We start from the raw sequence: 25,004 nt of genomic DNA on the forward strand, positions 1-25,004 counted from the left end.
GGGGGTGGGCCGCCGTGGCCCACCCCCCTCACGCGTAAGCGCGTACGGACTACTTGACGACCGTGATCCGGTCCGCCGCCGGCACGGCCAGCGGCGCCGTGGCCGTGGAGTGCGCGGCCAGGTAGGCGTTGAAGACGTCCAGGTCGGACGCGCCCACCAGCTTGTTCTTGTGCTCCTTCAGGACGGTGAAGCCGTCACCGCCGCCCGCGAGGAACTCGTTCATCGCGACCCGGTAGGTCTTGGCGGGGTCGAGCGCCACGCCGTTCAGCTTCACCGAGTCCACGACGATGCGGTCGGCGCCCGCCTTCGTGGTGTCCAGGGTGTAGGTGAAGCCCTTGGAGACCTGCAGGATCTTCGGGTTCGGGCCGTTGACCGTGCCGCTGACCTGCTGCTGGAGCATGGTGACCAGCTGCGCGCCGGTCAGGTCGACCACGTTCATCATGTTGGTGAACGGCTGGACCGTGTACGACTCGCCGTAGGTCACGACACCGTCGCCCTCGGCGCCCGCCGCCTTGTAGGCGAGGTCGGCGCGGATGCCGCCCGGGTTCATGACGGCCAGCTGCGCGCCGCCCTTCGCCGCCGGGGCCAGGGCCTCCAACTGCGCGTCCGCGATCACGTCACCGAGCGGCTTCTCGAACTCCGCCGAGCCGCGGCCCGCGATGTCGCCGGCGATCCAGCCCATCGGGCGGTTCGCGATCGGCGCGGCCAGCGCGTTCCAGCGCTGGATGAGCTCGGTCAGGTCCGGGGCCTTGGGCACGTCACGGGTGACGACCTTCTGCACCGGCTTCGGCGGGGCGACCGGCGTCCGGACGATGTCCTTGGTCTTGCGGTCGTACGTGAGGGTGGTGTCCGTGAACAGCCGGCCGTAGGAGGCGGCCGAGGTGACCGTGCGCGGGTTGCCCGCCGGGTCGGGGATGTTGCACGCGTACGCCTGGTGCGTGTGGCCGGTGACCAGGGCGTCGACCTTCGGCGAGACGTTCTTCGCGATGTCGACGATGGCACCGGAGATGCCGGCGCCGGCGCCCGGGACGTCGCAGTCGTAGTTGTACGCGCCGCTCGCGGGCAGGCCGCCCTCGTGGACCAGCGCCACGATCGACTTCACGCCCTGCCTGTTCAGCTCGTTGGCGTACTTGTTGATCGTCTCGACCTCGTCGCCGAACGTGAGGCCCTTGACCCCGTCGGCGGTCACCACGTCCGGAGTGCCCTCCAGGGTGACGCCGATGAAGCCGATCTTCACGTCCCCCTTCTTCCAGATGAAGGTGGGGTTCATCATCGGACGCTTCGTCTTCTGGTCGACGACGTTCGCCGCGAGGTACTTGAAGTCCGCGCCCTCGAAGGTCTTGCCGTATTCGAAGCAGCCCTCGACCGGGTGGCAGCCGCCGTACTGCATGCGGCGCAGCTCGGTCTTGCCCTCGTCGAACTCGTGGTTGCCGACGCTGGAGACGTCCAGGTCGAGGCCGTTGAGCGCCTCGATGGTCGGCTCGTCGTGGAAGAGGCCGGACACCATCGGGCTGGCGCCGATCATGTCGCCGGCCGCCGCGGTGACGGAGTACGGGTGGCCCTTGCGGGCCTCGCGCAGGCCGGTCGCGAGGTACTCGACACCGCCCGCGGGTATGGCCTTGGTGGTGCCGTCGGCCTGACGCTCGGTCACGGTGCCCGAGGAGCCCTGCGGGGGCTCCAGCGTGCCGTGGAGGTCGTTGAACGACAGCATCTGCACATCGACGGTACGGCCGTGGTCGTGGCCGTGACCGCCACCACTCGCGGCTCCGGCCGGAAGGGCGGCGGCGACCATCGCACCGGCGGCCGTCGTGACGGCGAGGGCGGTGAGGGTCAACCGGCGGGCTCGGCGGTGCCGTTGTGGCGTCGCTGACATTTAGTCCCCTTTGTGGACAGCGATACATCTTGGGAGGTCTGCCGAAGCCTAGAGTCAACGCGCGTAGCGCGACAGGGGTACCGGGTATCGAGCTGGTTACACGCAGACGACGCGGCGCCCTCGCGACCGCGCACGCAGCGCCGCCGGGCGGCCCGCGGGCGGCCTTCGGGCGGGCCGGGGCGGCCGTACCCGGACAGGCTCCCGCCGTGGTCGTAGGCTCGCCCCATGACTGACGACGCAGCAGCCGCCCTGGAGCCGGGACGCCGGATCGAGACCCTCGACGAACTGACGGAGGAACAGGCCGACTCCGTCCTCACCCTGATCGGGGACGCGGCCCGCACCGACGGCACCACCGCCGTGTCCGAGCAGGGCCGCCTCCAGCTGCGCGGCGGCCCGCGCGAGGGGATCCGGCACTTCCTGCTCACCGAGAAGGGCCGGCTCGCCGGCTACGGACAGCTGGAGGACACCGACCCGGTGGAGGCCCCCGCCGCGGAACTCGTCGTACACCCCTCGATGCGCGGGCGCGGCCACGGCCGGGCGCTGGGCAGCGCCCTGCTGGCCGCCTCCGGCAAGCGGATCCGGGTGTGGGCGCACGGCGGCAAGTCCGCCGCCCGCCACCTCGCGCAGGTCCTCGGCCTGACCCTGTTCCGCGAACTGCGCCAGCTGCGCCGCCCGCTCGGCCCGGACGCGGCCCCGCTGCCCGAGCCGGCCCTGCCGGCCGGCGTGACGGTCCGCACCTTCGTCCCCGGCGCCGACGACGCGGCCTGGCTCGCCGTCAACGCGGCCGCCTTCGCCCACCACCCGGAGCAGGGCGCGCTGGTGCAGCGGGACCTGAACGACCGCATCGCGCAGCCGTGGTTCGACGCGAAGGGCTTCTTCCTCGCCGAGCGCGACGGCGAGCTCGTCGGCTTCCACTGGACGAAGGTCCACGCCGAGCAGCAGCTCGGCGAGGTGTACGTCGTCGGCGTGCGCCCCGGCGCCCAGGGCGGCGGCCTCGGCAAGGCGCTCACCGCGATCGGCCTGCGCCACCTGGCGGCGGCCGGCCTGCCGACGGCGATGCTCTACGTCGACGCCGACAACCCGGCCGCCCTGGCCGTCTACGAGGGCCTGGGCTTCACCACCCACGAGACCGACCTGATGTACCGCACGGAGAGCTGAGACCCGGTCGCGCGGGCCCCCGGGTACCGGGTTCGGGCTGCTCACGCAGTCGGCGGGGGGTGTTCGTGACCACCCGGGCGGCCCGCAGGGACACGGCGCCGCCGTTGTCGTGGATCCCGCCGGTGGCCCCGCCGGTCGCCGTGTTGCCGGTGACGCCGGCCGCGTTCAGCGCCGCGGTCCCGGCGGCGACGGACGGCACTCCGTTGGCGAGGCCGCCGCGTTGGCGCGGACCACGCTCGCCGTCACCGTGAGGGTGCCGTTGCCGGTGACGACGATCCCGCCGCCGGCGCCGTTCGCGACGGCGCTGCCGGAGGCGTCCCCATTGGTGACGACCGTGGTCCGCAGGGTCAGGCTGCCGCGGTCGACGGTCAGGATGCGGAACGTGCCCGCCGCCCGGGTGATCACGGCGCCGCTGCCGTTGACGACCGTCGGCGCCGTGAAGGCCGGCAGCTCGCTGGTCAGCCCGTACGTGCACCCGGGCGCGAGGTTGAGCGTGTCGCTCGCGGGGGTGCTGTTCGCGGCGATGGCGGCGTTGCGCAGGGCGGTGCCCGCCGAACCCCCTGCCGTCCCGCACCCCCGCGCGGCCCGAGCCGATCGGCCCGCACTCCACCCGACGGCAGAACCCAGCCCGGCCACGCCGGCCAACCCCGGCCCGCGGCCGGATCCAGCCCCGCCAGGGGGCACCTCCCAGCGGTAGCCGGGGGAGTGTGAGGCGCGGGGTGCGGGGCGGAGCCCCAGGTGCCCGGGCGCAGCCCGGGACTCCCCGGCGCAGCCCCAGGTGCCCCGGCGCAGCCCGGGCCGGGCTGCGGGGCGGGCCCCGGGCCGACAGGCCCCGGCCCCGGCCCCGCCACGCTCCCGGCCCCCGGAAGCCACACACCATTAACCACCCATTCACGCGCGCTCGCGAAGCTGACCGCATGCAGCCCCGACTCCGACTGACGGCCGACACTTCCGACGCGCCTGTCCTGCCGCGTGCGCGGAAGAATGGAGTCATGAGCCACAAGCCCAGCGCAGGCCCCACCGAGGTCCCCTCCCAGCAGCCGCCGCAGAAGTTCGCGTCCCCGTCCGCGCCCTCGGCCGCCGACGTCTCCGCGTCCGTGGCCGCCGCCGCCGCCACGCCCGAGGCGGTCGCCGCGCGCGCGGCCACGGGCGCACACGCGCGCCTCGGCTCCATAGCCGCCCACCGCCCGCACGTCGATCTGGAACCGGATCTCGACGCGGATCTGGACGCCTACGACGAGAAGGACACCGGTGAGCTGCCCGCGGGCCGCTTCCTCGACCGGGAGCGCAGCTGGCTCGCCTTCAACGAGCGGGTGCTGGAGCTCGCCGAGGACCCGACGACGCCCCTCCTGGAGCGGGCGAACTTCCTGGCGATCTTCGCGAGCAACCTCGACGAGTTCTTCATGGTCCGCGTCGCCGGCCTCAAGCGCCGCATCGCGACCGGCGTCGCCACCCGTTCGGCCTCAGGCCTGCAGCCCCGTGAGGTCCTCGACCTCATCTGGACCCGCTCCCGCGAGCTCATGGCCCGCCACGCCGCCTGCTTCCAGCAGGACATCTCCCCGCAGCTCGCCGAGGAGGGCGTCCACCTCATCCGGTGGCCCGACCTCACCGAGAAGGAGCAGGCGCGCCTCTTCACCCTGTTCCGCAACCAGATCTTCCCGGTGCTCACCCCGCTGGCCGTCGACCCCGCGCACCCGTTCCCGTACATCTCCGGCCTGTCCCTGAACCTGGCCGTCGTCGTGCGCAATCCCGTCAGCGGCCACCGCCACTTCGCCCGCGTCAAGGTCCCGCCGCTCCTCTCCCGCTTCCTGGAGGCCTCCCCGCAGCGCTACGTCCCCCTGGAGGACGTCATCGCCGCGCACCTGGAGGAGCTGTTCCCCGGCATGGAGGTGCTCGCGCACCACATGTTCCGCGTGACCCGCAACGAGGACCTCGAGGTCGAGGAGGACGACGCCGAGAACCTCCTGCAGGCCCTGGAGAAGGAGCTCAGGAACCGCCGCTTCGGCCCGCCGGTCCGCCTGGAAGTGGAGGAGTCCATCGACCCCGGCGTCCTGGACCTCCTCGTGCAGGAGCTGAAGGTCAACCCCTCCGAGGTGTACCCGCTGCCCGGTCCCCTGGACCTGACCGCGCTCTTCGGGATCGCCTCGCTGGACCGCCCGGAGCTGAAGTTCCCGAAGTTCGTCGCCGGCACGCACCGCGACCTCGCCGAGGTCGAGTCCGCGTCCGCGCCCGACATCTTCGCCGCGCTGCGCGAGCGGGACGTGCTGCTGCACCACCCGTACGACTCCTTCTCCACCTCGGTGCAGGCCTTCCTGGAGCAGGCCGCCGCCGACCCGGACGTCCTCGCCATCAAGCAGACGCTGTACCGGACCTCCGGCGACTCCCCGATCGTCGACGCCCTGATCGACGCCGCCGAATCCGGCAAGCAGGTCCTCGTACTCGTCGAGATCAAGGCCCGCTTCGACGAGCAGGCCAACATCAAATGGGCGCGCAAGCTGGAGGAGTCCGGCTGCCACGTCGTCTACGGCCTCGTCGGCCTCAAGACCCACTGCAAGCTCTCGCTCGTCGTCCGCCAGGAGGGCGACACGCTGCGCCGCTACTCCCACGTCGGCACCGGCAACTACCACCCCAAGACGGCACGGCTCTACGAGGACCTCGGCCTGCTCACCGCCGACTCCCAGGTCGGCGCCGACCTCTCCGACCTCTTCAACCGGCTGTCCGGCTACTCGCGCCGCGAGACCTACCGCCGGCTGCTGGTGGCCCCGCGCTCGCTGCGCGACGGCCTGATCTCCCGGATCGACAAGGAGGCCGCCCACCACCGGGCCGGCCGCCCCGCGTACGTGCGCCTCAAGATGAACTCGATCGTCGACGAGGCGCTCATCGACTCGCTCTACCGGGCCTCGCAGGCCGGCGTGCCCATCGACATCTGGGTCCGCGGCATCTGCGCGATCCGCCCCGGGGTCCCCGGGCTCTCGGACAACATCCGGGTCCGCTCCATCCTCGGCCGCTTCCTGGAGCACTCCCGGGTCTTCGCCTTCGGCAACGGCGGCGAACCCGAGGTGTACATCGGCAGCGCCGACATGATGCACCGCAATCTCGACCGCCGTATCGAAGCACTGGTCAGGGTCGTCGACCCGGGCCACCGCGCGGCACTGGACCGGCTGCTGGAAACCGGGATGTCCGACGCCACCACCTCCTGGCACCTGGGCCCGGACGGCGAATGGACCCGGCACAGCACCGACAGCGAGGGCCAGCCGCTGCGGCACGTTCAGGAGATGCTCATAGACGCCCGGAGGCGCCGGCGTGGCTCAGCCAAACCATGACCTGATGGCAGGCGACGTACTCGGTACGTACCTGCGCGCGCAGGCCACCGCTTTCCTGCGGGGGCTGCGCCTGCACGACGAAAGCGCAGTGAGCGGAGCCGCCGAAGGCAGTGAGGCGGCGCGCAGCCTGCGGGGGGCGGCGCGCCGCATCTCGTCCTCGCTGGCCACCTTCAGAGCGGTGGCCGACTCCTCGTGGGCGGACTCGCTGCGCACCGAGCTGGTCTGGCTCTCCTCGACGCTGGCCGACGAGCACGGCCACGCCGCCCGGCTGGCCCGGCTGATGGACGCCCTGCACCGGCTCACGGGGACCCCCGAGGTCCCGGCGCCGCGCGGCGCGGCGGGCTCGCTGACCGTGGGCTCGGCGCGCGCGGGCGCCCTGCTGGAGCGCCAGCTGACCCTGTCGCGCACCCGCGCCCACTCGGCGACCCTCCAGGCGCTGGGTTCCTCCCGCTTCCACGCGGTCGCGGACGCGGTGGCGGTGCTGGCCTCCGAGGTCCCGCTGGAACCGGTCGCGGCCCGCGGCACGGTGGACGACGTCCTGGCCCCGCTGGCAGCGGTGGCCGAATCCCGCCTGTGCGGGGCGGTGGCCTCGCTGCCGTCCCCCTGCCCCTCCCACCCGTACAACGCGGATCACGACGGCCCGTGGAACGAGGTGCGCCGCCTGCTGCGGGTCCACCGCTACGCACGCGAGGCGCTGGGCGAGGACGTGGCCCGGCTGGCGGCCGCCGGCGAGGCCCTGGACCGCCACCGGGACGCGGCGGAGGCGGCCGGCGCGTCGGCCACGGCCGCGCGGACCCCTCGTATCGCCCCGGCCACGGCCTACGCCCTCGGTGTCCTGCACGCGGACCAGCGCCACGAGGTCGAGGCCTCGCGCGCCACCTTCCACCACATCTGGCAGCCGAAAACCAGCCACGCCGGCGTCTGAGGGCGAGGTCTGAGGGCATGCGTCTGAGGCGTGGTTCCGGGGAGCCCGGGCGATCACGCTACGGTAACGGCCGGATAACGGAAGATGACGTCCGGTGGTGTCCCCGTCCGGACACACCACCCCGTCCGCCACGGTTCACCATCCGTTCACTTACCCCGGTCGGCCGCTTCACCTGATCTGCCTAACTTCGTAGGAGCAAGGGACGGGCCGCCGCCAAGGCGAGCGGCTCTCCCGGGCAACCGACGTAGTCCTCTTCGCACGCCGCCCGGACGCAGAAAGCGGCCGGCGGCTTCTGGAAGGAAACACCCGAAAGTGAAGCTTCAGCGCAAGAACATGCTTCGTGCCTCCGCCCTCGGGGCGCTCGTCGTGTCCGGCGCCCTGGTCCTCACGGCGTGCGGCTCGGACGACAACACCAAGAACGACGCCGGCGCCTCGGGCAAGCCTTCCGCCGCTGCGGGCGACATCAAGTGCGACGGCGCCAAGGGCAAGCTCCTCGGCTCCGGCTCCTCCGCGCAGAAGAACGCGGTGGACCTGTGGGTCAAGAACTACATGGCCGCCTGCTCCGGCGTCGAGGTCAACTACAAGTCGGTCTCCTCCGGTGAGGGCATCGTCGCCTTCAACCAGGGCACGGTCAGTTTCGCCGGTACGGACTCCGCGCTGAAGCCCGACCAGGTCGAGGAATCGAAGAAGATCTGCACCGGCGGCCAGGGCATCGACCTCCCGATGGTCGGCGGCCCGATCGCCATCGGCTTCAACGTCGCCGGCGTGGACAAGCTGACGCTGGACGCCCCCACCCTCGCCGCGATCTTCAGCGACAAGATCAAGAAGTGGGACGACGAGGCGATCAAGAAGCTGAACCCCGGCGTCACGCTTCCCGCCACCGCGATCCAGGCGTTCCACCGCTCCGAGGACTCGGGCACCACCGAGAACCTCACCAAGTACCTCAAGGCCGCCGCTCCCGAGGCCTGGACGTTCGACCCCGCGAAGAAGTGGGCGGCCCCGGGTGGCCAGGCCGCCTCCGGCTCCTCCGGTGTCGCCTCGCAGGTCAAGGCCGTTGACGGCGCGATCGGCTACTTCGAGCTCTCCTACGCCTCCTCGCAGAGCATCAAGACCGTGGACGTGAACACGGGCGCCGCCGCTCCGGTCAAGGCCACCGGCGAGAACGCCTCCAAGGCCATCGCCGCCGCCAAGATCTCCGGCACCGGCGACGACCTGGCACTGAAGCTCGACTACGCCACCAAGGCCGAGGGTGCCTACCCGATCGTCCTGGTGACCTACGAGGCCGTCTGCGACAAGGGCAACAAGGCCGAGACGCTCCCGACCCTGAAGTCCTTCCTGAACTACGCCGCGTCCGACGCGGGCCAGAAGATCCTGCTGGAGAACGGCTACGCCCCGATCCCGGCCGAGATCAACGCCAAGGTCCGCGAAGTCATCGCGAAGCTCGCCTGATAAAGACCCCCGGACCATCCGGTCCGCTCCCCCCGTCCGGGGAGCGGACCGGCCCGGGGACCCTCCCCTCCACCCAGGGGATCCGGTGCACCGCCGCCAGGGGGCCTGCCCCCCATCCAGACCGGAAAGATCATGGCTTCCACCACACCCACCCAGATAGACACGGCTCCGCCTGTCTCCAAGAGCGGAAGGTCCACCGGCCGCGCCGGTGACAAGATCTTCGCCGGCCTCTCCAAGGGCTCCGGCATCCTGCTCCTGGTGATCATGGCGTCGATCGCCGCCTTCCTCACCTACCGCGCGTCCATCGCTCTGGCGGACAACGAGGGCAACTTCCTCACCACGTTCGACTGGAACGCTTCGGGCAACCCCCCCGTCTTCGGCATCGCCGTCCTGCTCTTCGGCACCGTCGTCAGCTCGATCATCGCGATGGCCATCGCGGTTCCGATCGCCGTCGGCATCGCCCTCTTCATCTCGCACTACGCGCCGCGCAAGCTGGCCGCCCCGCTCGCCTACGTGGTCGACCTGCTGGCCGCCGTGCCGTCGATCATCTACGGCATCTGGGGCGCCCTCTTCCTCGTCCCGCAGCTCGCGGGGCTGAACTTCTGGCTCGACGAGTACATGGGCTGGACCTACGTCTTCGACAAGACCCAGGTCGGCGTCGCGCGCTCGCTCTTCACCGTCGGCATCCTGCTCGCGATCATGATCCTGCCGATCGTGACCAGCGTCAGCCGCGAGGTCTTCCTGCAGGTCCCGCGCATGAACGAGGAAGCCGCACTGGCCCTCGGCGCGACCCGCTGGGAAGTCATCCGGTTGTCGGTGCTGCCCTTCGGCCGCTCCGGTGTCATCTCCGCCTCGATGCTGGGCCTCGGCCGCGCGCTCGGCGAGACGATGGCCGTCGCGACCGTCCTCTCCCCGAGCTTCCTGATCTCCGGCCACATCCTGGACCCGGGCGGCGGCACGTTCGCGCAGAACATCGCCGCGAAGTTCGACGAGGCCAACCAGTTCGGCCGCGACGCACTGATCGCCTCCGGCCTCGTGCTCTTCCTGCTCACCCTGCTGGTCAACGGCGCAGCCCGGCTGATCATCGCCCGTCGCAAGGACTTCTCGGGGGCGAACGCCTGATGAGCCACGCACTCCAGGACCCGCGCCCCTCCCGGGCCACCAAGTCCGCCGCCCCCAGCAGCCTGACGCAGGGCCACCTGCCCCGCTGGGCCCCGGCCGGCATCGCCGTCCTCTCGGTCGCCCTCGGCTGTGGCCTCGGCACCCTCTTCGGCCTCGACAGCAAGATCCAGTGGGGTCTGCTCGCGGCCATCCTCTTCGTGATCGTCACGTACACCGCCAGCTCGATCGTCGAGAACCGCCGTCAGGCCAAGGACCGGGTCGCCACCTCCGTCGTCTGGGTCTGCTTCGTCCTCGCCCTCGTCCCGCTGCTCTCGCTGCTGTGGACGACGATCAGCCGCGGCATGACGGTCCTCGACGGGGACTTCCTCGGCCACTCGATGAACGGCGTGACCAGCTTCGAGCCCGGCGGCGGCGTCTACCACGCACTGCTCGGCACCATCGAGCAGGTCGCCCTGGCCACCGCGATCTCGGCCCCCATCGGCCTGCTGACCGCCGTCTACCTGGTCGAGTACGGCAAGGGCTCGCTCGCCAAGGCCGTCACCTTCTTCGTCGACGTCATGACCGGCATCCCCTCCATCGTCGCGGGTCTGTTCATCCTGACGACGTGGAACCTGATGCTCGGCTTCGGCCCCTCCGGCTTCGCCGGCTCGATGGCCCTGTCGATCCTGATGATGCCCGTCGTGGTCCGCTCCACCGAGGAGATGCTCAAGCTCGTCCCGAACGAGCTGCGCGAGGCCGCCCTGGCCCTCGGTGTGCCGAAGTGGCGCGTGATCCTCAAGGTCGTGCTCCCCACCGCGATCGGCGGTATCTCCACCGGCGTGATGCTGGCCGTCGCCCGTATCGCCGGCGAGACCGCACCGATCATGCTGCTGGTCTTCGGCACCCAGCTGATCAACAACAACCCTTTCGAAGGCCCTCAGTCCTCGCTCCCCCTCTACATCTGGGAGCAGTACAAGGTCGGCAGTGAAGCCTCCTACGACCGGGCATGGGGCGCAGCGCTCGTCCTGATCGCCTTCGTCATGATCCTCAATCTGGTGGCTCGCGGCATCGCCCGCTGGAAGGCCCCGAAGACCGGTCGCTAAAAGCGAGTCCATTAGCGGCTCCGCCGCGGTGACCACATGAAAGCGAAGTAACCATCATGGCCAAGCGAATCGACGTCAGCGGACTGTCCGCCTTCTACGGCACCCACAAGGCCATCGACGACATCTCGATGACCGTGGAGCCCCGCTCCGTGACCGCCTTCATCGGCCCCTCCGGCTGCGGCAAGTCCACCTTCCTGCGCACCCTGAACCGCATGCACGAGGTCACCCCCGGCGGCCGCGTCGAGGGCAAGGTGCTGCTGGACGACGAGAACCTGTACGGCCCCGGCGTGGACCCCGTCGCGGTCCGCCGCACGGTCGGCATGGTCTTCCAGCGCCCGAACCCCTTCCCCACCATGTCGATCTTCGACAACGTGGCGGCGGGCCTGCGGCTCAACGGCTCCTTCAAGAAGTCCGAGCTCGCCGAGATCGTCGAGAAGTCCCTCCAGGGCGCCAACCTCTGGAACGAGGTCAAGGACCGCCTGAACAAGCCCGGCTCCGGCCTCTCCGGCGGCCAGCAGCAGCGCCTGTGCATCGCCCGCGCCATCGCGGTCGAGCCCCAGGTCCTCCTGATGGACGAGCCCTGCTCGGCCCTCGACCCGATCTCCACCCTCGCCATCGAGGACCTGATCGGCGAGCTCAAGGAGCGCTTCACGATCGTCATCGTGACGCACAACATGCAGCAGGCGGCCCGCGTCTCGGACCGAACCGCCTTCTTCAACCTCTCCGCGGTCGGCCAGCCCGGCAAGCTCGTCGAGATCGACGACACGGACCGGATCTTCTCGAACCCGTCCGTCCAGGCGACCGAGGACTACATCTCGGGCCGCTTCGGCTAGACCCGGATGTGATGAGCGTCCTGCGGTGCTGCATGGCGGTGCCACCGCAAGGCGAAAGGGCCGGCTCCCCCTGGGTGGGGGGAGCCGGCCCGCTTTCGTTCCGCCGTCGCGCTGCTGCCCGTACGGCTAGTTCACGAAGGCCAGGTTCACGATCCAGAAGCTGACGGCCGCCACGAGCGCGGCCGCCGGCATGGTGATGAACCAGCCCAGGATGATGTTCTTGGCGACGCCCCAGCGGACCGCGTTCACGCGCTTGGTGGCGCCCACGCCCATGATCGCCGAGGTGATCACGTGGGTCGTGGAGATCGGCGCGTGGAAGAGGAACGCCGAACCGAACATGATCGAGGCGCCGGTGGTCTCCGCCGCGAAGCCCTGCGGCGGGTCCAGCTCGATGATCTTGCGGCCGAGGGTGCGCATGATGCGCCAGCCGCCCGCGTACGTACCCAGCGAGAGCATCACGGCACAGGCGATCTTGACCCAGACCGGGATCTCGTCGCCCGCGTTCTGCACGTCGGCGATGACCAGGGCCATCATCACGATGCCCATGGTCTTCTGCGCGTCCTGCAGACCGTGACCCAGCGCCATGCCGGCCGCCGAGACCGTCTGCGCGATGCGGAATCCGCGCTTGGCCTTGTGCGGGTTGGCCCGGCGGAACATCCACAGGATGGCGACCATCACCAGGTAGCCGACGACGAGGCCGACGACCGGCGAGACGAACATCGGGATGACGACCTTGTCGACCACTCCCGACCAGAGCACCTCGGTGCCGCCCGCCAGCGCCGCGCCCACCATGCCGCCGAACAGCGCGTGCGAGGAGGACGAGGGCAGGCCGAAGTACCAGGTGATCAGGTTCCACACGATCGCGCCGACCAGCGCCGCGAAGAGGATCCACATGCCCCGGTTCCCGTGGGGCGTCTCGATCAGGCCCTCGCTGACCGTCTTGGCGACCCCGCTGCCGAGGAAGGCGCCGGCGAGGTTCATCACCGCGGCCATGGCGAGCGCGGCGCGCGGGGTCAGCGCGCGGGTCGAGACCGAGGTCGCGATCGCGTTCGCAGAGTCGTGGAAACCGTTGGTGTACGTGAATCCGAGCGCGACACCGATGGTCACGATCAGAGCGAAGGTGTCCACGAGGTTCAGGACTCCTTGACCGCGATGGTCTCCACCGTGTTCGCGACGTGCTCGAACGCGTCGGCCGCCTCTTCGAGCACGTCGACGATCTGCTTGAGCTTCAGCACCTCCATGGCGTCGTACTTGCCGTTGAAGAGCTGGGCGAGCAGCTTGCGGTGGATCTGGTCGGCCTGGTTCTCGAGGCGGTTGACCTCGATCCAGTACTCGGTCAGGTTCGTCATGGTGCGCAGGTGGGGCATGGCCTCGGCGGTCAGCTCGGCCGCGCGCGCCAGTACCTCGATCTGCTGCTCGACGCCCTTGGGGAGCTCCTCCACGTTGTAGAGGACGACCAGGTCGACCGCCTCTTCCATGAAGTCCATGATGTCGTCGAGGCAGGACGCCAGGTTGTAGATGTCCTCGCGGTCGAACGGCGTGATGAAGGAGGAGTTGAGCTGGTGGAAGATCGCGTGGGTGGCGTCATCCCCCGCGTGCTCCGCTGCCCGCATCCGCTCCGCGATCTCGGCTCGGGCGGAGGAGTCCGCTCCGAGCAGTTCCATCAGGAGCTTCGAGCCCGTGACGATGTTGTCCGCGGATGCGGCGAACATGTCGTAGAAGCTCGTCTCCCTGGGGGTCAGACGAAATCGCACGTGAGGTCCTCGGGGTGCATTGGATTCGGTCAGGCTGATGCTAGGCGCATCCCCCGGCCACGGCTAACCGGCAGTTCCCCAGTGTCCTCCATCAGGCAGAGTGAGGACCACGGGCCCCTGCCCCCGCGACCGGGGGCCGGTACCCTATACCCATGAGGGGTATACACCCCTCGATCCGGACCACGGGAGGACGCATGACTGCCATCCAGGCGGAGGGCTCCGGAGCCGAAGCGGGCGCGGTGCACGGCTACCACCACCAGAAGGACGAGCACCTCAAGCGGCTCCGGCGGATCGAGGGCCAGATCCGGGGCCTCCAGCGCCTCGTCGACGAGGACGTCTACTGCATCGACATACTCACCCAGGTCTCGGCGAGCACGAAGGCACTGCAGTCCTTCGCGCTCCAGCTGCTGGAGGAGCACCTGCGCCACTGCGTCGCGGACGCGGCCGTCAAGGGCGGCGGCGAGATCGACGCCAAGGTGGAGGAAGCGACGAAGGCGATCGCCCGGCTGCTGCGCACCTGACCGCGGCGGGCGCGGGTCGGGCCGGAGCACCCCGGAGACGTACAGGGTGGAGCGGGTCGGCGGAGTCAGCCGGAGCAGATGCCCATCAGCACCTCGTCGATCCGGTCCTGACTGAGCCGCTCCTCGACCGCGGCCGAGGCCGCGATGATCAGCTCGCCGCACATCTCGATCTCGGCGAGGGCCACGTTGTCCTGCACCGTCATGGCGCCAGCGGGAGTCACTCGTGTCACCTCTCTCTGCCGTCGTCCGGTCGTCGGCGCTCGGTTCTCAGCGTAGGGAGCACGCGGCCCGGCGCGCATGACACGGATGGACCATTTCCGGCCCCCCCCACACCGGACCAATGGCCGGCCATGGCCCGATCGCGCCGCCCCGTACGGGTCCCGCCGACTAGTCGGCGATCTTTCCCGCGTAAATGTCCTCTTCTGCCGGCAAAACGACGGTGACCGGGGTCCCGAAGCCGTAGAGCAGCGTGGTGGAGGACACATCGATCACGCCATTGTTGACATAGGTGAAGCGGTGGCAGACCTTCCGCAGCCGGCCCTCGGCGTCGAGGTAGGCGTCGAAGGGCACCGCGTCTTTGCTGAACCCTTTCGCCGCGGCTTCCAGGGACCCCTTCACCGCGGGCGAGGCGGCCGCGGCGGCCCGCGCGATGTCGGTCGTACCCCGGTAGTGCCGCACCTTGGTCCCGGCCACCTCGGTCTCGCCGACGTACGTCACCGCCTGCGCGCCGCGCAGCAGCTCCGCGGCGGCCATCGGATCGGTGGCCCCGCCCGTGACGAGGTTCCCGTCGGCGAGGGCCGTCGTGTCGACCCGCACCCACTTGTCGTCGGGAACGCCGGCGCCCCGGTTCTTCATGTAGAGCGCGCCGGGCACCAGCAGCTCGGTCATGGGCCGGTGCTCGGCCTTGCCCTTGGCGTCGTCCGGGAGCATCACCAGGAGCTGGCCCATCCGGCTCTTGAAGTCGACCCCGCCCTCGCCCCGGATCGTGACCCGGGTGCCGCCGGTCGCCATTTCCATCGCCGTACGGGCCCGCGCGCTGCCGGTCTTCGCCAGCGTGTCCGCGGCTGCGCGGACCGCCGCCGCGGGGTCGTCGGCGGGCCGGTCGTCGCCGGCGGCCGCGTCGCCGCCGCATCCGCTCAACGCCGCCACCGAGAGAGCCAGGCCGACCGCGAACGCCGTCCGACCCGCGCGCCCCGGCCTCCGCCTGTGCTGGTGCACCACCATCGCCTGCCAACCCCCAACGCGTGACCGCTGTCTGCCCGAGGCCCACCCGCTCCGCTTAACGAGGTCCGGGGCCTCCCGTCACGGCCGGGGGCCCCGCACGAACGGCGCGCGAACACGGCCCGAACCACCCGTGAACCGTGCGCACGGCGCACGGCACCGCGCGCACGCCGGTTCTCCCGCCCCGGTGGTGCGCCGCGCGCCCGGCCGCGCCGGGAACGGGTCCGGGAACGGGTCCGGGGCCCGGTCCGGGCAGGCTCCGGGCGGGCTCCGGGCCTGATCCGGGGCTGATCCGGGCCTGATCCGCGGCTGATCCGGGCCTGCTCTCGGCCTGCTTCCGGCCTGCTTCCGGCCTGCTCCTGGCCCGTTCCACCCGGAATCCGGGCGGGCTCCGGGCCCCGTCCGGCCGTCGGAGAAGCGACCGGTGCAAGGCAGTCCCCCACCCCGCCCCGGCCCGGTACCGTGGTCGCGTGGAACCGCACACCGAAGCGACCCTCGTCCCTCCGCTTTCCGCCGTACCGCTGCCCCGCGATCCCGGGGGACCGGTGGGCCACGAGCCCGCCGGACACGACACGAGCACCTCGGACCGCGGCGCGTTCTGTCTGGCCGTCTGCACCTGCGGCTGGCGCGGCCCGGCCCGCCGCTCCCGCGACCTGGCCCGCAAGGACGCCGCCGGGCACGCCACCGCCCGGTAGGGCGTTCGCGCCCGGCACCGCGCCCCGCCCCGATCGCCCCCGGCCTGCGGGTCGCCCGTTCGGACGGCCCGGCTGGCCGACGCGCCCGGGAGCGGATGCCCTTGACTCATGCCCGGACCCGCGCCCCGCCTCGCCGCCCTGCTCTGGGCACTGCTCATCGCGCTCGCCCCGGCCGCCACGGCCTGGGCCCGACCGGTCGGGACGGCGGACGGGCCGGGCGATGTGGCCCTGGCCATCGGGGTCACCATCTCCGCGGCCGTCGCCACCGGACTGTGGCTGCGCTCCCAGTACCGCCGCACCGACGCGGCCGAAGCCGCCGAGGGCACGGACGGCGGCGACCCGTGAGCCCGCGCCCCCGCCCGACAGCCGTGCGTCTGTGCTTCGGCGGCGCGGCGCTGTGCCTGCTGGCGGCCGTGGTGATGTTCGTGTGGAACGCGTACGCCCTCGGCTGACGGCCGCCAGGTGCCGGCCCGTCAGGCCCCTGGGGCTCCCGTCAGGCTCCCGTCGGGCGCCCTTCAGGCCGCGAGGTCGCTCTCGTGGCCGCGCGCCGGCGGCGGGGTCGGCGCGAGGTCCAGCGGCCGGGGCAGCGCCCGCCCGCCGGCCCGGACCAGTACGCCCAGCCGCGGGGACCGGGCCACCGCCCGCACCACCGGGGTCAGCAGCGCCATCGCGAGCGGGGCGAGCAGCAGCACCACCGCCGTGCCCAGCGCGAGTCCGCCGATGACGTCGGTCGGGTAGTGCACGCCCACGTAGACCCGGGTGAAGCCCTCGATCAGGGCCAGGGCGATCCCCACGAAGCCGAGCTTGCGGTGGGCGATGAACAGGCCGACGCCCAGGGCCATCGCGAGGGTGGTGTGGTCGCTGACGAAGGAGAAGGGGCTGTGCCCGATCCCGGCGCCGGGATCCAGCACGTCGACCCCGCCGTGCTGCTGGGCCGGCCGCGGCCGGCCCACGAACTCCCGCAGCGGGACGTTCAGGAGCAGCGCGCCCGCCGCGGCGAGGGGAGCCCACACGAGCGCGGTGAGGGATTCGACCGCCGCCGCCTCGTCCTGCCGGCGCGCTCCGCGCCAGCACCACAGGACCAGGAGCACGAGGGTGAGCAGGATCCCGTACTCGCCGACCGCGTAGACCGCCCGGTCCAGCCAGTCCGGGGCCCGCCGGGCCAGTCCGTTGATTCCGTACAGCAGGCTTACATCCACGTTCGGCCCACCAGTTGTGAGTCCAGCCATGGTGATGCGGCCCCTTGCCCTTGCCTTGGTACCCCCGCGGACGCACCCCTGTGTGCGTCCCTGCTCCCCCCGGTGATCATTCCGGTTGTCTCGCGTCCCCAGTGACCATGGAACGCCCGTTCTGGCGGCTACGTTCCGCTCTCCACCGAATGATCACCTCAACGTTATCGAAGAGTGACTCATCGTCGCAGCTCAGGGCCTTGGGTTCACGCTGCGCTACCGGCTGTTTCCCGCCTCGGCAGCGCCTCCGCGCCGTCCTTCGTCACGCGGGTCGCACCGAAGTAGTCGGGGGTGTCGATCTTGTCGAAACGGATCACGGCGCCGGTGAACGGGGCGTTGATCATGTACCCGCCGCCCACGTAGAGCCCGACGTGCCGGATCTCCCGAGAGTTCGTCAGATCATCAGAGAAGAACACCAGGTCACCCGGCAGCAGTTCGGCCCGCGAGGGGTGCGGCCCCGCGTTGTACTGGTCGTTCGCCACCCGGGGCAGGTCGACCCCCACCGACTCGTACGCGGCCTTGGTCAGCCCCGAGCAGTCGAACCGCCCGTCCTGGTCGGGCGTGCCGTTCCCGCCCCACAGGTACGGCGTCCCCAACTGCTTCTGCGCGAAGTAGATGGCCCCGGCGGCCTGCTGGGACGGCGCCACCCGCCCGACGGGCGCCTCGAAGCTCTTGGCGAGCGTGGTGATGGTCTTCACGTACCCCTGCGTCTCCCGGAACGGCGGGACGCCCTGGTACTGCGTCACCGCGCCCGGACCGGCGTTGTAGGCCGCCAGCATGTTCTTGACGGGGTCCCCGGGCACCTTGGCCACGTACCGCGCCAGATCGCAGTCGTACGAAGCCGCCGACGGGATCGCGTCGTTCGGATCCCAGATGTCGCGGTCCCCGTCGCCGTCACCGTCGATGCCGTGCGTCGCCCAGGTGCCCGGGATGAACTGCGCGATGCCCCGCGCGTCGGCCGGGCTCACCGCACCCGGGTTCCAGCCGCTCTCCGAGTAGAGCTGCGCCGCCAGCAGCGCCGGGGTGAGCGTCGGGCAGAGGTTGCCCCACTTCTGCACCAGGGTCTGGTACTTCCCCGGCACGGCCCCCTTCGCGAGGCCCACGGCACGGCCTCCGCCGCTCGCGATGCCCGCGGCGGCGGAGTACGTACCGACCACGAGCAGGGCGAGAAAGCACAGGCACGCCCCGAAGCTGATTCCACCGACCACCCAGAGTCTGCGCACCCGCCAACCTTCCCCCATCGAACGGCTTTTCCCGGGGCTCCCACCACCCCGTGTCGAATCATCCCGTTCGAAGGCCCCCGGAGAAACCGGTTCGGGCAGGGCTCTTGTGCGCCGCGGTGCGCCCCCGACCCCCGGCCCGGCCCCGCGTCAGCCCCGCATCAGGCCCGAGTCAGCCCCGGGGCGCGACGAAGAGGCTCTGCGCGCTCCGCCCGATCGGGCCCTTCTCGTCGTGCAGGCGGGCGTCCGCGAGGCCGATGCCGGCCCCGTCCACGCTCGTACGGGCCTCCACGCAGACCCATTCGCCCACCGGATGGCGGTGCAGATGGACGGTCAGGTCGCCGTTGACGAAGACGTACCGCCCGAAGTCCATGACGGAGCTGATGCCGTTGCCCGAGTCCGCGGCGACCAGGACGCGGTCCAGCGGCCGGGTCTCCTCCCCTGCCACGAGCGGCACCTTCATCCGCATCCAACAGGTGCCCGGCCCCAGTTCGACGAAGGCACCCTCGGTGAAGCGCGTCTCCACCGCCGCGTGATAGCCCCGCTCCCACGGCACCGGGAAGAACGGAGTCACCCCCACCTCCCCGGGCGGCGGCAGCTCCGGCCCGGGCACGACGGCCGGTACGGACTCCCGCGCCACCCGGATCCGCAGGGCGCGCGCCAGCATCACGGGCGCGGCCCCGGCGGGGGCGAGCGCGGCCTCGACGACCTCGGTGCCGCGCCCGGCCCGGAGCACGCTGGTGGTCACCTCCAGCGGACCGATCGGCACCGGGCGCAGGACCTCGTACGTGATCCGGGCGATCCGCATGTCGTCCCGCGCGCCCGGCCGCTCCTCGATCGCCCGGCCGAGGAGCGCGGCCGGCGGACCGGCGTGCTGCGAACCGGGGTCCCACGGCCCGCGCGTGTGGGCGCTGGCCAGGAACCGCCCCGCGCCGACCCGCTCGTAGAACCCGTCGACGTCACGCTCGACGTCACGCTCGACATCACGCCCGGCATCGCTCTCGGCACCCATGCCGACCACGCTACCGACAGGTAACACCCTCCGCCAGACCTCCCTCCCGCTCTCAGCGGGCGAAGCCCAGCCCCACCCCGAGACCCACCAGCACCGAGCCGATGGCCCGGTTCAGCGCCTTCTGCGCCTTCAGCATCCGGTCGCGCAGCCGGGAGTTGGAGAAGAACAGCGCCACCGCCGAGAACCAGCCCAGGTGCGCCACCGACATGAACAGCCCGTACCCGGCCTGCTGCCACACCGCAGTCCCCGGCCCGACCACCTGGGTGAAGGTGGACACGACGAACAGCGTGGTCTTCGGATTGAGCACATTGGTCAGGAAGCCGCTCCTGAGCGCCCCGAACGGCGTCAGCCCGCCCTTCTCCTCCAGGTCCACGGTCACCTCGGCCCGCGCCCGGAAGGTCCGTATCCCGACCCACACCAGGTACGCGGCACCCGCGAGCTTGATCACCGTGAACAGCTCGGCGGAGGAGGCGATCAGCAGGCCGACCCCGAGCATCGTGTACGAGACGTGCACCAGTACCCCGGCCGCGACCCCGGCGGCCGCGAACAGGCCGGTGGGCCGCCCGTACAGGTAGCTGTTGCGGACGACCATGGCGAAGTCCGCGCCGGGACTGATGACGGCGAGGAAGGTGATGACGGCGACTGCGATCACTTCTGTCATACGGCGATGCTTGCCGCCCCCTCACCCGCGATCAAGCCCTTTCCGCATCCCGGCCCTCCCGGAACACCACGTCCCGCCCACCGGGGGACAATGACGACGTGCCCGATGCCTCCCCCGCGCCCTCGCCCTCCCCCTCGACCTCACCCACCCCGCCGCCGTCGGCACATGTGCGCTGGGCGTGCACATCGCCGCCGCGCTCGGCCGGCGCGTCATCGGCTCGGCGGGCGAGCACAACCACGACTACCTGCGCTCGCTGGGCGCCGAGCCGGTCCTGTACGGCGAGGGCCTCGCCGACCGGGTGCGCGCGCTGGCCCCCGAAGGCGTGGACGCGGGCGAGGGCAGCGGCGGACCGGGGTCCGGCGGCATCGAGGGCCCGCCGGGGGCGCCGTGCTTGCCCATCTTCAGGCGCCGCGCCGACAGGCCGTAGATGCCCAGCGGCGAGAACAGGACCACGCGCGGCACGTAGCCGGCCTCGGCGCAGGGGATGCACAGCAGGTCCCGGCCGTGCGTGTGGGTGGCGGCCCGGGCGGTCTCGACCGGCTCGCGCCAGCAGGCCTCGCAGGTGGTGACGTCCGTCGCGGACGTCCGGTACTCCGTCGTGATCACGTCCACATCTCCTTGTCCTCGGTGAAGCCGGCCCGCCGGATCGCGTCGACGGTCCGCTGTGCCCAGCCGGGCGCGATCGGCGGTGCGCCGTCGACGGCCGGGTAGTGGTGCACGAAGACGCCGAGGCGGGCGCTGAGTGCGTGGTGGATCTCGGTGTTCACGAGGAGCGCGTGGAAGCCCTCGTCAACGATTGGGGACGGCACGAGGCGCTCGTCGCTCCGGGCGGCCGCAGCCACGAACTTGAGGGTCTCGACGATGACCTGCTCGGCGTACACCCAGCCGAAGTCCGACTGGTTCCGTGCGAGCGTCGCGGTGACGGCAGTGAACTCGTCGGCGCCGAGGAGACCGCGGGCGTCGCGGTCGCCGGGCGCCGCGGTGAGCACGCTGCCCGTGGCTGCGGGTGTCGGGGTTTCGCCCTTGCCGGCGCTGCACGGCGGCGGGGGTGTCGGGGTCGGACTGGACATGCTTCTCCCATGAGTCGGAGTGCAGGGTCAGCGGGCCTTCTTGCAGCCCTCGTTGTGGACGAGGGCGCCACCCTCAGGGCCGCCGAGCGGCAGGGGCTTCGCATCGCATTCAGGGCACCGGGCCGGAGCGGTCCACCGGCCCGCCGGGTACGTGGGGGGCGTGCTCACACGGGCTCCAGACCGTCGGGGGCCGCAGTGAACTCGGGCCCCCCGCCGGCGGGACGGACGTACGCGGTGAGGGCCTCGCGGCGACGCCCGGCCGTGTGGCCGAGGGTCTGCCGCATGACGGCCATCACCTGGCCCTCGCGCCCGGTCTTGGGGTCGCGGACCTGCCTGTGCAGAAGAGGATGATCCTCGTATTCGAGCTCCACACTCGTGCCTTCCTCGGGCACTTCCATGCCGGTGCTCCCTACCGTCGTCAGCGGGTGGTGCTCAGAGCGTGGCGGAGCAGCGCGCGACGGAGCCAGCGATGTGCAGATTTGTGCACCCCCCAACTCGCCTGGGAGGTTGGCCACATCCACACCTTGACCGGCCATGGCTCGGCCACAACGCTGGTGCACGGAAGTGCACAGGCCGATACAGGAGGCTGGCATGCCGCTACTGTTCGTGGGAATCGACCCCAAAACCGGAGACAAGCAGAGCCCAACTGCCTGAGCTGACCTGGAACATGCGGAGCTGGTGCTCCAGGGGTGGCTACCGGGGCCGGAGCTGGAGGCCGAGTGCGCGGCCACCGAAGTACCGGGCCACGCCGTAGGAATCCCTGAAGGAGAAGGCGTGATCCGCCTCCCGGCCCGCATGCTGCACATGATCAGGGAGGCATGCGATGTCCTCGACGCCCACCTTCGATGAGCTGATGGCCGGATGCACCACGGCATTCCACCTGGAGATGCGCGACTCCTACGCCGTGGACTACGAGACCGGCCCATTCGTGGCCTGGCGTACGGGCTACCGGCACGATCCGGCCGACCGGGCGGCCTGGTGGCGCCCGTGGCTTGACCTCGTGGTGGACGCGGTAGGCCGCGGGATTGAGATCCGCCGGGCCCGCATCGTCTCGGAGCCGGCCAGCGAGTACACCCGGTTCCTGTACGACTCGACGTTCACGAATGTCGCCGCGGGCGAGGACGTGCGGTGGCTGCCACGGCGCCGAGCGTCGGACATCGCGCCTCCCGGGAACGACTTCTGGCTGTTCGACGGTGAGTGGGTGCACTGGAACCACTTTGCTGGCGACGGATCGTCGCTCGGCGAAGAGATCACCAGCGATCCCGTCTCGGCGAAGCTGTGCACCGAGGCCTTCGAGACGGTCTGGGCGCGGGCCACGCCGCACGCCGAGTACAAGATCTGACAGGACGGTCCGACGCTCGATGCCCGCCTCCCCGTCGTCCTCCGCGCAGGCCGCCCGCGAAGCCGTAGCCGCACGGCTACGCGACCTACGCAGAGGCGCGGGGCTGACCGTCGCCGAGCTGGCCGGCCTCTGTGGCTGGCACCACTCCAAGACGTCCCGCATCGAGAACGGACGCACGGCTCCCTCAGCAGGAGACATCCGCCGCTGGTGCGGTGCCTGCGGCCATCCCGATGAGGCGGCGGACCTCGTCGTCCGGTCCATGAGCGCCGAGTCCATGTACAGCGAGTGGCGCCACCAGGTGCAGGAACTGAAGAAGCTCCAGAACTCGTGGCCCCGGATCTTCGCCGAGACTCAGCTGTTCCGGATCTACTCGTCCACGCTCGTGCCCGGCGTGCTCCAGGCCGAGGGCTATGCGGCCGGCCTGCTCGGCACCATCGCACGCTTCCGGGGCTACCCGGAGGAGGGCGACGAAGCCGCACGCGCGCGCGTGGACCGATCCCGGATCATCCACGACCCGGGCCGCCGCGCCGTCCTCGTGGTCGAGGAGACGGCCCTGTACTACCGGATGGGCAACCCGGACGCGACGGCTGCCCAGCTCGGCTACCTGCTGACCGCCGGAGCCCTGCCAGCGGTGTCCCTGGGGGTGATCCCGCGCACGGTGGAGCCACGCACGATGTGGCCGGTGGAGACGTTCCACGTCTACGACGACGCGTTCGTGTCCGTGGAACTGCTCTCGGCCGAGGTCAACATCACCCAGCCGTCTGAAGTCGGGCTCTACCTGAAGGCATTCGAGGAGCTGCGCCGCATGGCCGTCTACGGGGCTGACGCCCGCGCACTGGTCATGGGCGCCCTTGCCGAGCTGCAGTAGCCGCCCCGCAGCGAGGATCGGCGTCCGGGCGGCGTCGGCCCCGCGCGCCTCTCCTCGGCTGACAGGCGTCGCGGGGTCAGCCCTCGGCCGTCAGGGACCGGTCACCGTCCAGCGCGTACGCCATCACGGCGGCAGCCATGCGACCGGGCCGGACGGCGGTCGCGTTGCCCTCACCCATGACGGCGACATGGGCGGGGAAGGTCAGCGCGCTTGCTCGTTGAACTCGGCGATCCGGGGGGACAGCTCGGCAAGGCTCTCGACGCGGAACGTCGGCAGCGTCAGGGCCTCCTCGGTGTTCCACTGGATCATCGCCCACGGGCCCCGGCGGACGAGCGCGGTGTGCATGCCCGCAGCGGCGCCGGGGCGAAGGTCGTTATCGATCCGGTCGCCGACGTAGAGGATCTCCGCGGGTTCGGCCGGGACGACCGCGGCGACGCGCTCGAAGAACTCGAGCTCCGGCTTCGACGCGGCCCCAGTCGTCCGAGGTGCCGATCAGGTCCACGTCCTTGGTGAACAGCTCGCGCAGCAGCCCGCCTGCGCGAACGGTCTGGTTTCCGGCGATGCCCAGCCCCAGGCCGTCCGCGCGGAGCCGCGAGAGGGCAGGCCTAACCTCCGGGTAGAGGTCGTCCTCGCCGAACCACTCCGGTTTGCCGGCGGCGGCCCGAGCCTTCCGTTCGGCAGGCAGGTCGAACCCGGGCGCACGGGGCCGGGCGCACGAAAGCGCCCCCTCCCAGTCAAAGAGTGACGGAAGGGGGCGCTTCCCACTCCGACGGCCCCGGCCCCGGGCCCGGCCGCCGACGGACGGAGTCCGGCGCAGCGGCGCGAAGCCCAGGAGGCCCGCCAGGGCCGAGGCGTGCGAGGGGCGCGTGAAGAAGGAGTGGCCCGCCAGGGCCGAGGCGTGCGAGGGGCGCGTTAAGAGGAGGGGATCCAGGCGTAGCAGCCGTTCGAGACGAACTCCGTCGTGCCCGGCGGGATCGTCGCGGTGATCTTGTCGCCGGCCTTCGGCGGGGTCTCCGGGCCCGAGGCGAGGACGGAGCCGTCCTTGCCCCTGGCCTCCCAGGTGCACGTCGTGCTCTGGGTCAGCGCGCGGTAGCCGCCCGCGGCCGGGGACTGCTTCGTGCCGTCCGGGAAGCCCTTCTCCGCCGCCGCGAGGACCGGCTTCTGCTCCGGGCACAGGTGCGTGATCGCGTCCTTCGCGGCCGGGATCTCCCCGGCCACGATGGAGCCGACCGCCGCGTCCTTGTCCCGCTTCGCGGTGCGCTCCACCCGCTGGCAGGACTCCTGGCCGGTCTGCAGGACGGCCGCCGGGTCCATCTTCTCCGGGACCCGGCCGCTCAGGTACTGCTTCTCCGTCGCGGTGAAGCTGCCCGTCTTCGGCGTCAGCTTCGCGTCCGGCAGGACGGGGCCCGTCGGCTTCGCGTCCGTCGAGGGCGGCGCCGTGGCGTCCGCCGGGTCGGCGGCCGGCGATTCGGCCGGAGGCTTGGGCTTCGCGGCCGAGGCGTCGGCCTTGCCGTCCCCGCCCGAACTGCAGGCGGTCAGCGTCAGGGCGGCGGCCAGCAGGACAGCAGCCGCTGCGGAGCGTCGGTACATCAGGTGGCTCCCGTACGTATGAGATGGGTGCGCGGGGCCCGGCCGCACCCGCGGCC

27 protein-coding genes and 2 pseudogenes are annotated in these 25,004 nt (G+C 71.4%); 14 read left to right on the forward strand and 15 right to left on the reverse strand.

Going from position 1 to position 25,004, the window contains the following annotated elements; all coding sequences use genetic code 11:
* Positions 1 to 49: 49 nt before the first annotated feature.
* Positions 50 to 1,873 carry a 5'-nucleotidase C-terminal domain-containing protein gene (locus DRB89_RS17780; RefSeq protein ID WP_112449313.1) on the reverse strand — a complete coding sequence of 608 codons (1,824 nt, stop codon included), beginning with the start codon at positions 1,871 to 1,873 and terminating at the stop codon, positions 50 to 52.
* Between the two features lie 225 nt (positions 1,874 to 2,098).
* On the opposite strand from DRB89_RS17780, the gene mshD reads away from it, so the two are divergent.
* On the forward strand, positions 2,099 to 3,031 hold the full coding sequence (mshD, locus tag DRB89_RS17785) for a mycothiol synthase (RefSeq protein ID WP_112449312.1): 933 nt from the start codon (positions 2,099 to 2,101) through the stop codon (positions 3,029 to 3,031).
* A 165-nt stretch (positions 3,032 to 3,196) separates the two neighbouring features.
* On the opposite strand, the gene DRB89_RS17790 is transcribed toward mshD, so the two are convergent.
* Complete coding sequence (locus tag DRB89_RS17790; RefSeq protein ID WP_162688624.1) at positions 3,197 to 3,667, reverse strand: hypothetical protein; 471 nt, start codon at positions 3,665 to 3,667, stop codon at positions 3,197 to 3,199.
* A gap of 356 nt (positions 3,668 to 4,023) precedes the next feature.
* On the opposite strand from DRB89_RS17790, the gene DRB89_RS17800 reads away from it, so the two are divergent.
* From DRB89_RS17800 to pstB, 6 genes are all read left to right on the forward strand, one after another.
* Positions 4,024 to 6,354 (forward strand): RNA degradosome polyphosphate kinase, encoded by a 2,331-nt coding sequence (locus DRB89_RS17800; RefSeq protein ID WP_204357756.1) that lies wholly within the window; start codon positions 4,024 to 4,026, stop codon positions 6,352 to 6,354.
* Positions 6,355 to 6,358: 4 nt separating this feature from the next.
* Positions 6,359 to 7,279, forward strand: a complete 921-nt coding sequence (locus tag DRB89_RS17805; RefSeq protein WP_112449310.1) for a CHAD domain-containing protein — start codon at positions 6,359 to 6,361, stop codon at positions 7,277 to 7,279.
* Between the two features lie 312 nt (positions 7,280 to 7,591).
* Positions 7,592 to 8,728, forward strand: a complete 1,137-nt coding sequence (gene pstS, locus DRB89_RS17810; protein ID WP_112449309.1) for a phosphate ABC transporter substrate-binding protein PstS — start codon at positions 7,592 to 7,594, stop codon at positions 8,726 to 8,728.
* Between the two features lie 132 nt (positions 8,729 to 8,860).
* Positions 8,861 to 9,850 carry a phosphate ABC transporter permease subunit PstC gene (gene pstC / locus DRB89_RS17815; protein ID WP_112449308.1) on the forward strand — a complete coding sequence of 330 codons (990 nt, stop codon included), beginning with the start codon at positions 8,861 to 8,863 and terminating at the stop codon, positions 9,848 to 9,850.
* Positions 9,850 to 10,932, forward strand: coding sequence for a phosphate ABC transporter permease PstA (pstA, locus tag DRB89_RS17820; protein WP_112449307.1), 1,083 nt, complete (start codon positions 9,850 to 9,852; stop codon positions 10,930 to 10,932). Before pstC ends, pstA begins: the two co-directional genes overlap by 1 nt.
* A 56-nt stretch (positions 10,933 to 10,988) precedes the next feature.
* Entirely contained in the window at positions 10,989 to 11,765 is a 777-nt protein-coding gene (pstB, locus tag DRB89_RS17825; RefSeq protein ID WP_112449306.1) for a phosphate ABC transporter ATP-binding protein PstB, read from the forward strand.
* Positions 11,766 to 11,891: 126 nt separating this feature from the next.
* On the opposite strand, the gene DRB89_RS17830 is transcribed toward pstB, so the two are convergent.
* Both DRB89_RS17830 and DRB89_RS17835 read right to left on the reverse strand, forming a co-directional pair.
* Positions 11,892 to 12,893, reverse strand: coding sequence for an inorganic phosphate transporter (locus DRB89_RS17830; protein ID WP_112449305.1), 1,002 nt, complete (start codon positions 12,891 to 12,893; stop codon positions 11,892 to 11,894).
* A gap of 5 nt (positions 12,894 to 12,898) precedes the next feature.
* A complete protein-coding gene (locus DRB89_RS17835; protein WP_112449304.1) occupies positions 12,899 to 13,519 on the reverse strand; it encodes a DUF47 family protein in 621 nt (206 codons plus the stop codon).
* 194 nt (positions 13,520 to 13,713) lie between these two features.
* Between DRB89_RS17835 and DRB89_RS17840 the strand changes: the two genes are divergently transcribed.
* Entirely contained in the window at positions 13,714 to 14,040 is a 327-nt protein-coding gene (locus tag DRB89_RS17840) for a metal-sensitive transcriptional regulator (RefSeq protein ID WP_112449303.1), read from the forward strand.
* Positions 14,041 to 14,105: 65 nt separating this feature from the next.
* Here DRB89_RS17840 and DRB89_RS43735 read toward each other — a convergent pair whose 3' ends face one another.
* Together DRB89_RS43735 and DRB89_RS17845 are read right to left on the reverse strand one after the other, a co-directional pair.
* Positions 14,106 to 14,243, reverse strand: coding sequence for a hypothetical protein (locus DRB89_RS43735; protein ID WP_204357755.1), 138 nt, complete (start codon positions 14,241 to 14,243; stop codon positions 14,106 to 14,108).
* Between the two features lie 184 nt (positions 14,244 to 14,427).
* The gene (locus DRB89_RS17845; protein ID WP_204357754.1) at positions 14,428 to 15,264 is read right to left on the reverse strand and encodes a hypothetical protein; all 837 of its coding nucleotides are present in this window, start codon (positions 15,262 to 15,264) and stop codon (positions 14,428 to 14,430) included.
* Positions 15,265 to 15,731: 467 nt separating this feature from the next.
* Between DRB89_RS17845 and DRB89_RS17850 the strand changes: the two genes are divergently transcribed.
* Together DRB89_RS17850 and DRB89_RS17855 are read left to right on the forward strand one after the other, a co-directional pair.
* Positions 15,732 to 15,956, forward strand: coding sequence for a hypothetical protein (locus tag DRB89_RS17850; RefSeq protein WP_112449302.1), 225 nt, complete (start codon positions 15,732 to 15,734; stop codon positions 15,954 to 15,956).
* A 108-nt stretch (positions 15,957 to 16,064) separates the two neighbouring features.
* Positions 16,065 to 16,301, forward strand: a complete 237-nt coding sequence (locus DRB89_RS17855) for a hypothetical protein (RefSeq protein WP_112449301.1) — start codon at positions 16,065 to 16,067, stop codon at positions 16,299 to 16,301.
* 170 nt (positions 16,302 to 16,471) lie between these two features.
* On the opposite strand, the gene DRB89_RS17860 is transcribed toward DRB89_RS17855, so the two are convergent.
* The 4 genes from DRB89_RS17860 to DRB89_RS17875 form a co-directional block, all read right to left on the reverse strand.
* Positions 16,472 to 17,185 carry a phosphatase PAP2 family protein gene (locus DRB89_RS17860; RefSeq protein ID WP_112449300.1) on the reverse strand — a complete coding sequence of 238 codons (714 nt, stop codon included), beginning with the start codon at positions 17,183 to 17,185 and terminating at the stop codon, positions 16,472 to 16,474.
* A gap of 206 nt (positions 17,186 to 17,391) precedes the next feature.
* The gene (locus DRB89_RS17865) at positions 17,392 to 18,408 is read right to left on the reverse strand and encodes a bifunctional lytic transglycosylase/C40 family peptidase (RefSeq protein WP_275431900.1); all 1,017 of its coding nucleotides are present in this window, start codon (positions 18,406 to 18,408) and stop codon (positions 17,392 to 17,394) included.
* Positions 18,409 to 18,577: 169 nt separating this feature from the next.
* Entirely contained in the window at positions 18,578 to 19,417 is an 840-nt protein-coding gene (locus tag DRB89_RS17870; protein WP_112449299.1) for a thioesterase family protein, read from the reverse strand.
* A 52-nt stretch (positions 19,418 to 19,469) separates the two neighbouring features.
* The gene (locus DRB89_RS17875; RefSeq protein ID WP_112449298.1) at positions 19,470 to 20,078 is read right to left on the reverse strand and encodes a LysE family transporter; all 609 of its coding nucleotides are present in this window, start codon (positions 20,076 to 20,078) and stop codon (positions 19,470 to 19,472) included.
* A gap of 145 nt (positions 20,079 to 20,223) precedes the next feature.
* Between DRB89_RS17875 and DRB89_RS44600 the strand changes: the two are divergent.
* Positions 20,224 to 20,409 (forward strand): annotated as a pseudogene (locus DRB89_RS44600) (NADP-dependent oxidoreductase); the annotation flags it as partial.
* On the opposite strand, the gene DRB89_RS17885 reads toward DRB89_RS44600, so the two are convergent.
* The 3 genes from DRB89_RS17885 to DRB89_RS17895 all read right to left on the reverse strand — a co-directional run bounded on the left by DRB89_RS17885 (position 20,319) and on the right by DRB89_RS17895 (position 21,546).
* Positions 20,319 to 20,684: a hypothetical protein gene (locus DRB89_RS17885; RefSeq protein WP_239516206.1), complete on the reverse strand. Its 366-nt coding sequence runs from the start codon at positions 20,682 to 20,684 to the stop codon at positions 20,319 to 20,321. The pseudogene DRB89_RS44600 and the gene DRB89_RS17885 overlap by 91 nt on opposite strands.
* Positions 20,681 to 21,148: a hypothetical protein gene (locus DRB89_RS17890; protein WP_162688626.1), complete on the reverse strand. Its 468-nt coding sequence runs from the start codon at positions 21,146 to 21,148 to the stop codon at positions 20,681 to 20,683. The genes DRB89_RS17885 and DRB89_RS17890 overlap by 4 nt, the downstream gene beginning before the upstream one ends.
* A gap of 164 nt (positions 21,149 to 21,312) precedes the next feature.
* Entirely contained in the window at positions 21,313 to 21,546 is a 234-nt protein-coding gene (locus DRB89_RS17895; RefSeq protein ID WP_112449321.1) for a hypothetical protein, read from the reverse strand.
* Between the two features lie 262 nt (positions 21,547 to 21,808).
* Between DRB89_RS17895 and DRB89_RS44605 the strand changes: the two genes are divergently transcribed.
* From DRB89_RS44605 to DRB89_RS17910, 3 genes are read left to right on the forward strand one after another with little or no spacing between them, the layout of a single operon-like run.
* The gene (locus DRB89_RS44605) at positions 21,809 to 21,997 is read left to right on the forward strand and encodes a hypothetical protein (protein ID WP_112449322.1); all 189 of its coding nucleotides are present in this window, start codon (positions 21,809 to 21,811) and stop codon (positions 21,995 to 21,997) included.
* On the forward strand, positions 21,972 to 22,490 hold the full coding sequence (locus DRB89_RS17905) for a DUF6879 family protein (RefSeq protein ID WP_112449323.1): 519 nt from the start codon (positions 21,972 to 21,974) through the stop codon (positions 22,488 to 22,490). The genes DRB89_RS44605 and DRB89_RS17905 overlap by 26 nt, the downstream gene beginning before the upstream one ends.
* Positions 22,491 to 22,509: 19 nt before the next feature.
* Complete coding sequence (locus tag DRB89_RS17910; RefSeq protein ID WP_112449324.1) at positions 22,510 to 23,358, forward strand: helix-turn-helix transcriptional regulator; 849 nt, start codon at positions 22,510 to 22,512, stop codon at positions 23,356 to 23,358.
* A gap of 201 nt (positions 23,359 to 23,559) precedes the next feature.
* Here the strand turns inward: DRB89_RS17910 and DRB89_RS17915 are convergent.
* Positions 23,560 to 24,055 (reverse strand): annotated as a pseudogene (locus DRB89_RS17915) (HAD family hydrolase); the annotation flags it as partial.
* Between the two features lie 215 nt (positions 24,056 to 24,270).
* Positions 24,271 to 24,948 (reverse strand): hypothetical protein, encoded by a 678-nt coding sequence (locus DRB89_RS17920; protein ID WP_112449325.1) that lies wholly within the window; start codon positions 24,946 to 24,948, stop codon positions 24,271 to 24,273.
* Between the last annotated feature and the right edge of the window lie 56 nt (positions 24,949 to 25,004).

The sequence above is a fragment of the Streptomyces sp. ICC4 genome (assembly GCF_003287915.1).
Classification (GTDB): domain Bacteria; phylum Actinomycetota; class Actinomycetes; order Streptomycetales; family Streptomycetaceae; genus Streptomyces; species Streptomyces tritrimontium.

Coding starts and splice junctions, on each gene's coding strand:
- DRB89_RS17780 (WP_112449313.1), bottom strand. CDS start 1,873: ATGTCAGCGACGCCACAACGGCACCGCCGAGCCCGCCGGTTGACCCTC.
- mshD (WP_112449312.1), top strand. CDS start 2,099: ATGACTGACGACGCAGCAGCCGCCCTGGAGCCGGGACGCCGGATCGAG.
- DRB89_RS17800 (WP_204357756.1), top strand. CDS start 4,024: ATGAGCCACAAGCCCAGCGCAGGCCCCACCGAGGTCCCCTCCCAGCAG.
- DRB89_RS17805 (WP_112449310.1), top strand. CDS start 6,359: ATGGCAGGCGACGTACTCGGTACGTACCTGCGCGCGCAGGCCACCGCT.
- pstC (WP_112449308.1), top strand. CDS start 8,861: ATGGCTTCCACCACACCCACCCAGATAGACACGGCTCCGCCTGTCTCC.
- pstA (WP_112449307.1), top strand. CDS start 9,850: ATGAGCCACGCACTCCAGGACCCGCGCCCCTCCCGGGCCACCAAGTCC.
- pstB (WP_112449306.1), top strand. CDS start 10,989: ATGGCCAAGCGAATCGACGTCAGCGGACTGTCCGCCTTCTACGGCACC.
- DRB89_RS17840 (WP_112449303.1), top strand. CDS start 13,714: ATGACTGCCATCCAGGCGGAGGGCTCCGGAGCCGAAGCGGGCGCGGTG.
- DRB89_RS43735 (WP_204357755.1), bottom strand. CDS start 14,243: ATGACGGTGCAGGACAACGTGGCCCTCGCCGAGATCGAGATGTGCGGC.
- DRB89_RS17845 (WP_204357754.1), bottom strand. CDS start 15,264: ATGGTGGTGCACCAGCACAGGCGGAGGCCGGGGCGCGCGGGTCGGACG.
- DRB89_RS17855 (WP_112449301.1), top strand. CDS start 16,065: ATGCCCGGACCCGCGCCCCGCCTCGCCGCCCTGCTCTGGGCACTGCTC.
- DRB89_RS17860 (WP_112449300.1), bottom strand. CDS start 17,185: ATGGCTGGACTCACAACTGGTGGGCCGAACGTGGATGTAAGCCTGCTG.
- DRB89_RS17870 (WP_112449299.1), bottom strand. CDS start 19,417: ATGGGTGCCGAGAGCGATGCCGGGCGTGATGTCGAGCGTGACGTCGAG.
- DRB89_RS17875 (WP_112449298.1), bottom strand. CDS start 20,078: ATGACAGAAGTGATCGCAGTCGCCGTCATCACCTTCCTCGCCGTCATC.
- DRB89_RS17890 (WP_162688626.1), bottom strand. CDS start 21,148: ATGTCCAGTCCGACCCCGACACCCCCGCCGCCGTGCAGCGCCGGCAAG.
- DRB89_RS17895 (WP_112449321.1), bottom strand. CDS start 21,546: ATGGAAGTGCCCGAGGAAGGCACGAGTGTGGAGCTCGAATACGAGGAT.
- DRB89_RS17905 (WP_112449323.1), top strand. CDS start 21,972: ATGTCCTCGACGCCCACCTTCGATGAGCTGATGGCCGGATGCACCACG.
- DRB89_RS17910 (WP_112449324.1), top strand. CDS start 22,510: ATGCCCGCCTCCCCGTCGTCCTCCGCGCAGGCCGCCCGCGAAGCCGTA.
- DRB89_RS17920 (WP_112449325.1), bottom strand. CDS start 24,948: ATGTACCGACGCTCCGCAGCGGCTGCTGTCCTGCTGGCCGCCGCCCTG.